Source organism: Streptomyces sp. NPDC107498 (assembly GCF_055582805.1).
Genome location: NZ_JBVJPE010000040.1, coordinates 17,790 through 28,666, shown reverse-complemented (window position 1 = coordinate 28,666; position 10,877 = coordinate 17,790). Strand labels below are relative to the sequence as shown.

The 10,877-nt window shown below is 68.9% G+C and carries 9 protein-coding genes and 3 pseudogenes; 6 read left to right on the top strand and 6 right to left on the bottom strand.

What is annotated here, in order from left to right; genetic code table 11:
* Both ACZ66Z_RS35805 and ACZ66Z_RS35800 read right to left on the bottom strand, forming a co-directional pair.
* Positions 1-409: transposase (locus tag ACZ66Z_RS35805; RefSeq protein ID WP_469940091.1), on the bottom strand; the 409-nt coding region annotated here is incomplete at its 3' end.
* A 380-nt stretch (positions 410-789) separates the two neighbouring features.
* Positions 790-1,455: pseudogene (locus tag ACZ66Z_RS35800) on the bottom strand (NAD(P)-dependent oxidoreductase).
* A 106-nt stretch (positions 1,456-1,561) separates the two neighbouring features.
* On the opposite strand from ACZ66Z_RS35800, the gene ACZ66Z_RS35795 reads away from it, so the two are divergent.
* The 3 genes and pseudogenes from ACZ66Z_RS35795 to ACZ66Z_RS35785 form a co-directional block, all read left to right on the top strand.
* Positions 1,562-3,139: a PQQ-binding-like beta-propeller repeat protein gene (locus ACZ66Z_RS35795; protein ID WP_469940090.1), complete on the top strand. Its 1,578-nt coding sequence runs from the start codon at positions 1,562-1,564 to the stop codon at positions 3,137-3,139.
* 89 nt (positions 3,140-3,228) lie between these two features.
* Positions 3,229-4,134, top strand: coding sequence for a TIGR04222 domain-containing membrane protein (locus tag ACZ66Z_RS35790; protein WP_469940088.1), 906 nt, complete (start codon positions 3,229-3,231; stop codon positions 4,132-4,134).
* Between the two features lie 337 nt (positions 4,135-4,471).
* A pseudogene (locus ACZ66Z_RS35785) lies at positions 4,472-4,912 on the top strand (helicase associated domain-containing protein); the annotation flags it as partial.
* A 29-nt stretch (positions 4,913-4,941) separates the two neighbouring features.
* On the opposite strand, the gene ACZ66Z_RS35780 reads toward ACZ66Z_RS35785, so the two are convergent.
* A complete protein-coding gene (locus ACZ66Z_RS35780; RefSeq protein ID WP_469940097.1) occupies positions 4,942-5,319 on the bottom strand; it encodes a hypothetical protein in 378 nt (125 codons plus the stop codon).
* 249 nt (positions 5,320-5,568) lie between these two features.
* Complete coding sequence (locus tag ACZ66Z_RS35775) at positions 5,569-6,000, bottom strand: MarR family winged helix-turn-helix transcriptional regulator (protein ID WP_469940095.1); 432 nt, start codon at positions 5,998-6,000, stop codon at positions 5,569-5,571.
* 141 nt (positions 6,001-6,141) lie between these two features.
* On the opposite strand from ACZ66Z_RS35775, the gene ACZ66Z_RS35770 reads away from it, so the two are divergent.
* On the top strand, positions 6,142-6,561 hold the full coding sequence (locus ACZ66Z_RS35770) for an HGxxPAAW family protein (RefSeq protein ID WP_469940086.1): 420 nt from the start codon (positions 6,142-6,144) through the stop codon (positions 6,559-6,561).
* A gap of 144 nt (positions 6,562-6,705) precedes the next feature.
* Here ACZ66Z_RS35770 and ACZ66Z_RS35765 read toward each other — a convergent pair.
* A pseudogene (locus tag ACZ66Z_RS35765) lies at positions 6,706-7,441 on the bottom strand (transposase family protein).
* 246 nt (positions 7,442-7,687) lie between these two features.
* Positions 7,688-8,125, bottom strand: a complete 438-nt coding sequence (locus ACZ66Z_RS35760; protein ID WP_469940085.1) for an ankyrin repeat domain-containing protein — start codon at positions 8,123-8,125, stop codon at positions 7,688-7,690.
* An 814-nt stretch (positions 8,126-8,939) separates the two neighbouring features.
* On the opposite strand from ACZ66Z_RS35760, the gene ACZ66Z_RS35755 reads away from it, so the two are divergent.
* Both ACZ66Z_RS35755 and ACZ66Z_RS35750 read left to right on the top strand, forming a co-directional pair.
* On the top strand, positions 8,940-9,866 hold the full coding sequence (locus ACZ66Z_RS35755; protein WP_469940083.1) for a DUF1963 domain-containing protein: 927 nt from the start codon (positions 8,940-8,942) through the stop codon (positions 9,864-9,866).
* Positions 9,867-9,942: 76 nt separating this feature from the next.
* Positions 9,943-10,524 (top strand): hypothetical protein, encoded by a 582-nt coding sequence (locus tag ACZ66Z_RS35750; protein ID WP_469940082.1) that lies wholly within the window; start codon positions 9,943-9,945, stop codon positions 10,522-10,524.
* Positions 10,525-10,877 lie beyond the last annotated feature (353 nt).

Here is a 10,877-nt window from a genome sequence, read left to right as displayed (position 1 = left end):
TCTTGCCGGCGTCGATGCCCTGGCTCGAGGCCGGAACGCTGGTGGAGGTCTTGACGCTCTGGGCGTCGATCACGCAGGCCGTCGGCTCAGCGTCCCGGCCTTCCTTCTCCCTCAGCAGTTGCCTCAGCAAGCCGTTGAGCTGGGCGAACACACCCTCGTCGGCCCCTTTGGCGAAGTAGCCGTAGACGGTATTCCAGTGTGGGAAGCCGTGCGGGAGACAGCGCCACTGGACCCCGGTGCGGTCGACATACAAGATCGCGTCCATGATGTCGCGCAGGTCGTGCTCGGGCGGCCGGCCGAAGTGCAGAGCCGTGCGTCGGCGCTCCATTCGCCACGCGGACAGGACCGGCTCGATCAACTCCCAGCGGGCATCGGACAGGTCACTCGGATACGGACGTCGCTTCGCCATGCTTCCGGCTACCGCTACGAATCGCATGCGCCCAGGCGCACAGCAACAAGAACGGAAGCACGCGGCCTGAAGACCAGACATTTCGAGATGAGACAGGCACAAGCCATCCCCTGACCCACCTGTCACCCCACCCGACCCGCAAGAACCAGCCCGCATCTCCAGCAGCACAAACACCACCACCCGACAGCCAGAAAACCACCGGATACAGGGGCAGTACAGACGAAAACGACCTCTAAGGGGAGAACCATTCGACCAGGTGAGGGGCCGCGCTGCGACGACGGGGGTTCGGCAGGGGACAACGTACAGGGCGCGAGCGGGTCGGGTGCCCGGCCCGGGCACGGGAATGCCTCCGGCCCCCTGGCACGGAGCCGGAAGGGCGGCTACGGGGCGAGACCGATCGGCACCCGGGGCCGGACGGGCAAGCAAGTTCGGTCGCCGACGGCGAAACGCCCTCCTACCGTGACCCGACTTCTCGATCTCGTCCACGAGCGCCACCGCGTACTCCTCGACGGAGATAAGACTCTTGCCGTCGGCGTCCACGACGAAGTCGTGGAGACCGATGTGGTGGGTGCCGGTGCGCTCACCGGGCTCGATCTGTGCGGCGGGGCTGAGACGGGTCCGGCGGACGTCGTCGACGGTCCGGTAGAAGTCGAGCGCGTCACCGTGCGCGTGCATGATCTGGAGTACGAACTCGGGCAGTCCTTCGGCGTCCCACACCTGCCTGCCTTCGGGCGTGCGCAACGAGCCGGCCCCGCCGACGGCGATCAGCCGCGGGGCGTCGCCGAGTGAGCGCAGGCCCTGCACCAGAGTTTCGGCGGCAGGCCTGCTGGTCGCCACGTGGCCGGGGCCGTCACCGCCGCCAACCGCGCTGACGGCGACGTCCTGCCCCTTGGCCGCAGCGGACACGGAGGCGGCTCCAGGACGTCGCCGGTGGTGACCGCCGGGCCGGAGTGCCCCTCGGTGATCTTGGAGCGGTCACGGACCACGGCCAGGACCTGATGACTCGGAAGGGCCAGGTCCAAGCCAGCGACCACGCAGCGGATCACGACAAGGCCCTCGCCAACGGTGGATGCGGCCCGCAAGAGCACCGCACGCTTTCACACGTGGACTCGGCTGCTGCAGGCGCCGACGGCCCGTGAGGCCCGGGGTCTCATGCAGCATTTCGCCGCTGAGAAGATCACCGTCATGACCGTCTCGTTCCGCATCGAGCGAATCCTCGGTGACCGGCCCTTCGCCGAGGCCGGCGACCCAGTCCTCACCGTCGCAGACGAGAGCCGCGGCGTGCTGGCGGTGGCAGGCACACACACGGCGGTTGGGGGCGTGCCCGACCTCGGCAGCGTCTCGCCTGTCGGCGTCTACGACACCGGCATTCTGGCTTGCCTGGCTCTTTTCCGCGCGCGGTACCCCGTACGTGCCATGGCCTTCCACCCCCGGCTCCCCCTGCTTGCCGTCGGTACGGGCGACTACGACGGCGGCTACTTCTTCGAAGGGGAGCTGCTTCTTCTGGACCTGGGAACGGGCAGGAGCACATCGCTCATCGAGCACGAACTCGGCCGCCAGGTCCTGAGCCTGGAGTGGCTCAGCGAGCAGGAACTACGCGTGCTGATGGCGCCGCCTGACGACTGGCAGGACAAAGACGCGTGGCATGAGGGGCACATTGCGGTAGTGCGCCGGGCCGACTGGAGGGCTGTGCCTGCCCGGTCACTCACCGGACACGACCTGGCCGGACCACGCGTAGCGGCCCCGCGGACCGACCGTCGAAAGGAGGCACGCCAGGCAGTCTCCAGGCTGAGTAGCGCATGGGACCCGCGTCGCAACGTCCGCGCGGTCGAGGAGCTGTCCGACGGCAGGCTCATGGCGACCCTCGACGGAATCCAGCTGGAAGCATGGTTGCCCTCAGGACAGCGGCAGTGGGCTGTTCAGGACGACGACGGTGGCGGCCGCGACCTCGTCGTAGCCGCGGATGAGCGATCGGCCTGGGTCGGCCTCATGCGGCCCCCATGGCAGGAGCACACGCAGGCCGTGGTCCGACTGGCGCTTCACGACGGGGCGCGGCTGGACCACTTCGTTCCGGCCGGTGCGGTGTCCCTGGTGCGGTGTGCCGACGGCCTGCCCGCGCTTGCCCCCGCTGGAGGGCTGGGTACGCGCAGCAGATTGCGCATCCGGCATAGCAGCCGGGTCTACTTCCGGGAAAGCGGCCCCCGAAACAGCGGGCAGAAGTCCGGATCCGGTGAAGCGTGGCTGGCGGCAGTCGACCTGGGGAACACACCGGTCGGCGAACGTCCGCGGGATCCCAGACGGGCGGAGGCCCGTCGCCTGTCTCCCTATTCCTGGATGCCTGGCGAGACACACTTCGCGGGCCCCGGTGTGGAGACCGCCGACGGCGACCTGATCCATGCCGGCACTGTCTACCACGGCCAGGGAACGCAGCCAGGTGGATCGTTCGTCGTTCGGCGGACGATCGCCGGAGAGAACCCGGTATGGGCCTTCCGGACCGACCGGAAGGCTACGGACCTCGACCGCGACATGGAATCCGTCTACGTCGCGTACGACGACGGCGAGCTCGTCGTACTCAGTCCCCATGACGGCACCGTCCGCTGGCGCCAGCACCTGGTCGTGGCCGGAATGCCCGTCATACCGACCGCGCTGACCGTCACCGAACCCGGTCGCCTGCTCATCGGCACCACCGACGGACGAATCCTGGACTGCTCGACCCTCCAGGAAAACTGACACTGCAACCAGCTCTGCCAGGCGACTTGTACCGGTCCGGCGCGGGCAGACAGTGGGGTGAAGCACACCGTTCCACGAGGGGGAAGCACATGGGGACGTGGTGGGGGAACCTGCTCGGGGCCGCGCTGTTACTGGCCTCGCTCATGATCGTACGGGCCACGGCGGTGGCTTTGCGGCGTGCCCACCGTGCCATGACGGCCGGGGTCAGGCCGCCGCGGGCACCGGATGAGCGCCTGGATCTGTACGAACTCGCCTATCTGCACGGTGGCGGCGAACGCGTGGTCCAGGTCGCCCTGCTGCGCATGCACGCGGACCGGCGCCTTGAGGCGCGGCGGGTCTCGAAGCGGCGGGTCGCGCTGCGGCCCCTGGGTCGGGGCCCCCGGGACGAGATGGAGAAGGCGGCGCTCGACCTGGCGGCCCGGGCGGCGGACGAGGAGGGGAACGTGCCCTGGCCTCTACCGGCCTGGGACGACGAGCCCGTGATACGGGCCCTGCGCGACCGGCTCGTCCTCGACGGCCTGCGGGGCGACGACGGGCACCCCGCCGGCGTGCTCCGCCGGTCGCCGGCCGCCCGGCGCAGACTGCAGGCCCGCAACCGTCATGACACCGTCGTACGGTGGCTGCCCGCGGTTGCCGTGGCGGGCCTCGTCTTGGCGGTGGTCACGGGCTCCTACCTCCCGCTCCTGGGCCACCCGCCGCTGCTGTGGTGGGCCTACCGGGTGAAGGACCGGGCTGAGAGTGCCTTCACCGGCGTGTACGGCGTCACGGATGCCGGACGGGCGGCCATGGCGGCCGCGGAGAGCCCCGAGTGGATCCGCCGGGGAGAACCGGCCCGGCTGCGGAACCTCGCGGTCGACGGCACGAAGATCCTCTCGACCCGCCACCCGTTGCACGAGCCGCAGGAATCCCGCAGGAACAACCCGCCCCCCGCCCCACCCGAGCCGCGCCCGGAGCCGGTGGTGGTCTACGAGGGGCCGGGCCTGGGAGGGCTGTGACCGGGGCGTCCCGGGGTGTCAGTTCCCGCCGCTGACAGGTCCTCCTTGATCTTGGCGATGGCGACATCGGCCATCGGCTCGTTCTACCGGTAGACAAACACCAGCCCCCAGTCAGCTGGGAGTGTCGGGTGCTGTTGGAGGGCGGGAGGGCTGAGGGGTATCTGCGGGGTGCGGCTAACGAGCTCGATGCGGCTCCAGCACCGTTTCACGCGCGGGCGCGGAGCGTTTTCACTGACAGGCCGGTTTCGGTAGCGGTCGCGGCCCAGGTCAGGCCCTGGGTGCGCAGAGCACGGATGGATGGCGCATCGATGCCCGGGGCCGGCCGGTTCAGTTGTCGGGCCTGCAGAAGGCGTTTCCGCTTGGGCGGTGGGTGCACCAGCAGTGCAAGGCCCTGCACGCCGGCGAGCTCGAGGACCGGCGCAAGGTGGTCCTGGACGCGCCGGAGGCTGGGATGGCGTGGGAGCCGGGCGAGGAGGCGTGGGAGAACAAGCTCGCCGCGCTGCGCTCGTACCGGCGGACCACCGGGCATCTCGCGCCGCGTCAGGACGCGGTGTGGGGCGAGGGCGAGACGATGGTGCCCGTCGGGCAGCACATGACCAGCCTCCGGCGGAAGGGCGCGAAGAACGGCCTGGGCAAGAACCCGGAGCAGGCCGCTGTACGCGCGGCGCAGCTCACGGAGGTCGACCCGGACTGGGACTGCCCGTGGCCGCTCAACTGGCAGCGCCACCACCACGTCCTCGCCGACCTCGTCGACACCGACGGTGCCCTGCCGGCCATAGTGCTGGTGGGAAGGTGTGCCGGCCGGGGTCAGTGCCCGGGGCGGCCGGCTCCGGACACTGCCTGGTGCAGGGTGGAGGTCAGGACCGCGGCGAGAGCGGTCGCGGCCGCGCTCCCGATCATGATCATTCCCACGCCGATCACGAACAGGCCACTGGCATCGTCCGACCAGTCGTAAGCGGCGGCCAGCGTCAGACCGCCCGAGATTCCCAGTACCGCGGCCATGCCGTGTCCCCGAAACGCCGCCCAGCACACCGGTACCAGCAGACCCAGCCCCAGCCCGATCACCTGCCACACCTCATAGGGGCCGGTCGTAGAGCCGTCGGGATGCACGTCATAGTGCTGGTCCCACCCCAGCCAGGCCGCCCACATCACCACCGCCGTGCCGGCGAGCAGCACGGTCGTCATCGACAAAGGCGCGGGGGTTCGCTGTTCGTTCGTCATGACCCCAGCCTCCCGGCACCCCCCGGCACGCGTCAGAGCACAGATGCTCAACCGCACCCGAGTAGGAAACACACAGTCCCGTACATGGCCGCATCAAGATGCATCCGTTGTTGATGGGTCCATCCCCGCGAAAGCGGAGAGCGGGACGTCGGTTCCTCGCTCGTAGAGATCGCAGAGGGTCCGTCCCCGTGATCGCCCAGGCCCCCGCCGCCGTCAGTCGGCTTCGCGTGCCTCGTCCAGCGAGACCCCCAGGACCGCGGTGGCGCGGGTGAGCCAGTCCGAGAGCACTGCGATCTCCGAGGGAGAGTAGTCGGCGAAGAGGTCGGCCATGCGGCGGTAGTTGCCTCCGTACGCCGCGAAGAGGCGGGCGGAGGCCGAGGCGTCGGAGACGACGTACACCCGTCTGCGGTCGTTCGGATCGTTCTCGCGCCGGGCGTATCCGGCGCGTTCCAGCCGGTTGATGACACCGGTGATCGCCCCGGTGGTCAGGTTCGCCCGCTGTGCCAGATCGCCCGCGCTGACGGATTCCCCGGCTCCCTCGGCCTCCAGGACGAAACCGAGGCAGGTGAGGTCGGTGACGTTCAGGCCCAGGCGTTGCGCCATGTGGTGCTGCGCCACGATGCCCAGCGCGATCAACCGGTCCATCTGGGCGTGTGCCTGCTCCCGGGTGGCAGGAGGGCGCTCCTTGTCAGCCAATGCACGTTTCCCTTACAGTCTAAGTAACTTAGCTCGTGAGATAAACTTTCTCTTGAGTCAGCCTATCCCTGTCGTCAGGAAGGACCTTTCATGAGCGCGCACGGTGATGTGGACCTCGGTCACACACTGGCCGGCTGGACGGGCACGGCGCTCGCGGTCGCCGGCCTGAGCGTCCTCGGCGCCTCGGTCGTCGCCGTCTCCCCGCCGCTGCTCCTGTTCGGCACCGGTCTCAGCCTCCTGGCCGGTCTCACCACCTGGGTGCTGCACCTCGCCGGATGGGGCAAGCCGAGCGGCCCCCGCCCCCGGGAGCAGTGGCCCTGGCGGGTGCGGGACCTCGGGGCGCGTCGGGGCCACCCCGACTGCCTGGGATGCCGCATGGCCGGCCGACGACCCGCGACCGCCACGGCCGTCATGGCCGGTCGGGTGGCGGCAGTGGACCAGACTGCGCCCACGGTTCCGGGCCCCACCCAGCAGGACCGAGGAAACTCACCCGTTCCGGAGTGGAACTGACCGCGCCCCGAGACAGGAGCAGCGGACGTCAAGTGACCATCACCTTCCCAGGGTCGCCGAGACTGCCCAGACGCCGAAAGCGGTCTCCCGAGCCGTTGCGGCTCACTGAGCGTTTTCAGCGTGATCACTGAGCCTTTTCCAACCTCACGCTGATGCGCGGTGAAGGACGAGGACGGCCTTCACGAAGTTGGTGATGCGGTTCGTGCTGCACCGGAGCTTCCGCAGGAGACGCCAGCCCTTGAGGGTGGCCATGGCCTGCTCTTTGAGGCAGCGGATCTTGGCGTGTGTGCTGGTGTGCCGGCGCTGCCACCGCTTGAGGCGACGGCCACGAAACGGCACCCGGACGGGTCCGCCGGCGCCCTGGTACGCCTTGCCGGCCCAGCACGCGAGGCCGGCCTCGGCGAGCGCGCCGACGATGCCGTGGGCGCGGGCGGCGGTCAGGTCATGGGTGGAGCCGGGCAACGCAGGTGAGGCCCACAACAGCCGCCCGAAAGGATCGGCGAGGACCCGGACGTTCATGCCGTGGCATTTGTGTTTGCCGGAGTAGTACGGGACTGTCGGCGGCGACCCGGTCGATCGGCAGCAGCGTCCCGTCCAGGATCACGAAGGCCAGGCGGCTCGCGGTCCGCATCGCCTCGGCCAGGCCGGGAGGCAGTGCGGCCAGGACCTCCATCGCCTCGCGGACGTAGTGGTAGACCGTCGCGATCCCGACACCGAACCCGGCGGCGAGCCGGGCATAGGTGTCGCCGCACCGCAGATGGGCCAGGACCAGCAGAGCCTGACGGCCCGGCGTGACGCGGCGCCACCGGGTGCCGATCTCGCGACGGCGAACCGTGAGATGCCCGGCGAGGTGGCGCAGGTGGGCACTGGACAGACCGATCGAAGGGGGTCTCCCCTGCTCGAGCGAAGCCGAGAGCTTGGGGAAGGATGGACAAGCACACGAAGCTCCTGGTCGGCACGGGTGACCTTGGTCGTGAACCCGTCCACCAGGAGTTTCAGCGGTTCGCACAGCCCGCCAACTGCCAAGCCATGCCGTCAGGTCGGAAAAGGCTCACTCTCTGTTCCACGGGCCCGAGGGGCTGGGTTCTGAGGCCTGTCATGAAAGTGAGAGTTGAGGTAGCACCGGCTACGGAGCTGGGTGAGCTGTTGGTTGCGCCCCTGCTGCCCGGAGGATCGCGGCAGCGTCGGGATGAGGTCCGTTGTCTGCCCAGTCCAGCGGGGATTTGCCTGTGCCGTGGTCTTCGCGAAGGCTGGGATCGGCACCATGTGCCAACAACTGCCGGATCGTTTCGGTGTGCCCCCAGCAGGCGGCTGCGCACAGCGGTGTGCCCTCCGAGCCGAGACCGCCGCTTTCGGTGTCGGGAGAAGCCCCGGCTTCCATGAGCAAACGAGCCGTCTCAGCCTCTCCCTGCACGGAAGCCAGGTACAGCGGAGTGGTGCCGTCTCTGTCTGGTTTCTCCGGACTTGCTCCACTGCGCAGCAGGGCCTTCGTGCGCATGGCGTCGCCTGCCAGCACTGCTTCGAAGAGGCGGTGGGAGAGTTTCTTCTGCTTGCGCTGCTTCATAGCCGGTGAAGCTAGCGATCATGAGTACACCGGAGCTACTCATATCCATCCGTTGATCACCGCGACGAGGCTGGTCGCCTCGCAGCGGACGGCGAGCTTGTCGTACCGGGTGGCGACAGCGGGATATCTCTCGAGTCGGTTGATCCCGCACTCAACCGTATGACACTGGCGGTAGTCGGCCGGGACGAAATACAGCGGCCGCCGCGGGAACCGCGTTTCCGGCGGTCGCGGGCCGCCCGGCCCTGTCCGGGAGGGTGCAGCAGATCCCGCGGCGGCGCAGGCAGACGCGGTACGGGCGCACAGAGCAGTGGGAGCTCGCCGCCTTCGTCAAGTGAGGCGGAAGGCCGTCCCCGCGGGGGTGGAGCGGATGGGACCCGCTCACTCGCCGGGCTGTGGGCCTCCCCCTCCCCCAGGACCCGGCCGGCACGGTGCACACCGGCCCGCACCGATGGTGGTTGCGTGCGGACCCATGAGGAGCCCCGGCCCCCTACGGCCGGGGCTCCTCGGCGTCCACTCCAGCACACCGGCCCCCTGTGCACGGTCAGCAGGCAAGGCGGTCTGGCCGGCGGTGCCCAGGCCGCCTCGCTGTACGGATAGACGCCGGGGGTCAGCGCGGAAACACTCGATACGCGCTGATGCTCCTATTGATCCTCAAGCCGTGCGGGTGGGGTGGGGACCGACTGGTGGCCGGGTGCGGTACTTGGCGGAGTCGTTCATTGTCGGGACCTCGCCTTGGAGCTGCGCGGCTCCCTGGAAGCGGAGCCGCCGGGTCGATCCAAGGTGACCGACCGCTCGCCTCCGTCACGTACAACCCATGCCCGCCAACACCCCAATGAATCAGGTGGGTTGGATGGGGTTTACCTTCTCGGGCATGGATCACCAGGGAGAGTTTCGTCGAGCAGCGCTTGAGTTGGGCATCCCGGACGACGAGATCAGCAGGTTCAGCCGGCACCTTCGTTTGGCGATCGGACTGTCCGGGGGTGGCGGGGGTTCTCCGGTCGGGCACATCGGTGGATCGCCCCGACTGCCGGTGGGCATGAAGTGGCCGTCCGTCGGGAACATTCCGTTGCCGTTGCTCCTTTCCGTCGATTGCGGAGCGCTGCCGAGGATCGAGGGCTTCGACCTGCCGGCGGACGGGACGCTGCTCTTCTTCGTTCACCGAGAGATGGACTTCGGCGAATCGCGGGCCGATCCGGGCCAGTACGCACGAGTTGTGCATGTGCCGGAGGGCACCGAAACCGCGGTCGCGGAACCCCCCGACTCCGCGTGTGTCGGCGAGCGGATCGACGTCTGCGCCGAGCTCAGGGCCGATCTGCCCCTTTGGCTCGAGGAGGGCGACGAGGACGAGGGCTGGCACGAGTTCTGGGAGGATCTCGAGTGGGACGACATGTCACCCTTCCAGCAGCAGTTGGCCCGGTACATGGAGTGTGAACTGCCGCACCTGGACGAGCTTCGATCTTTGGCCCACGGCCTCTGGTCGTCCGGGGCTTACCTCGCCCTCGGCGGGTACGCCGATGACGAGGCGACGGTCGGCAGCATTACGGCGAAGACCCTCGCGAAGGGAGGATGGCTTTCCTATCTGGACGAGGACGCGCTCCGGCTGGCGAGCGAATGGATACCGCTCGCCGATGAAGCCCGGGGCTGCGCGGAGTACTACACGAAATTCGTGATCCGCCACGACGACCTGGCCGCCGCTCGGTGGGACAAGGCGCTGACCGTGACCGTTTTCGACGCCCCGTGATCAGGTTCGACGCACCTCTCGCTCTGGGGGCCGGCGAAGACCGAGCGATGTCGGAGACGCGCGGTAACTCCCCCATATGGGTGTGTACATGGTGAGCATCGGTGCGGAGGAATGGTTCGGCGACGAGGAAGACGGGTGGGGCGAGGTCGCCTCGGCTCTCAACGCTGAACTCAGGCAGCGGGGCCTGCCGCCCTACGAGGGCGTGCCCCCGGAGACGGGCTTCGCGTCTGGCTCAGGGCAAGCCTTCGAGGAGAGGCTGACCCCGTCCATGACCGGGTTCCTCGCCTTGTGCGAGACGCACCTGTCACAAGAGGAATCGGAGATCCTCTGCGGCTGGACCGTGCTCGTGCCCGTCTCGCTCGATGAGCAGATCTGGTTGCCCGTCGAATCCAGCGATTACCACTCCATGGTCGTCGGCGCCCCCCAGGTACCACTGCTCGCCGAGAAGCTGGCGACAGTCATCGCTCTGCCACCCGAAATCCCGGCAACGTGCGACAACCTCGACCTGAGCGCGTGGTTCAGGCACCAAACAGAGGAACCGACCACCGCTCGTCCGGGACCGTGGAGCAAGGACCTGGACACAGCCTTCTACGTCGCACTGTTCCTGCGCGCTGCCCAGCACTCGATCCGACGTGGCCGCCCCATCGTCTGCGGCTGAGACCCACCTTCCGTCCACTGGTCTCCCAGAGGAAATCACTCACCGTGCACGGAGCACGGAAAGTGAGCCAGAACCGCTACCCGCGAACAAAGCCGGGCCGTCCTGCATCAGGACATCTAAGGTCCTCTCGTGTCGACCGACGCGAGCGCCAGGCCCGGGACGATCAGGCCGCGGGGTGCCGACCGGTGCTGCTGGCGGACGGAGACCTGGGCGGAGGCGTTCCCGCCATCGGCAGCAGGCCAGGCCGATTCGGGCCGGGGAGCAGCCGAGGGCATCCACCCGACCACGTCGTCGGCCCGCCCGGCGCATTCGCCGGACCGGTCGTGCCGAGCGGCCTGCCTGGCCCCGGGGGC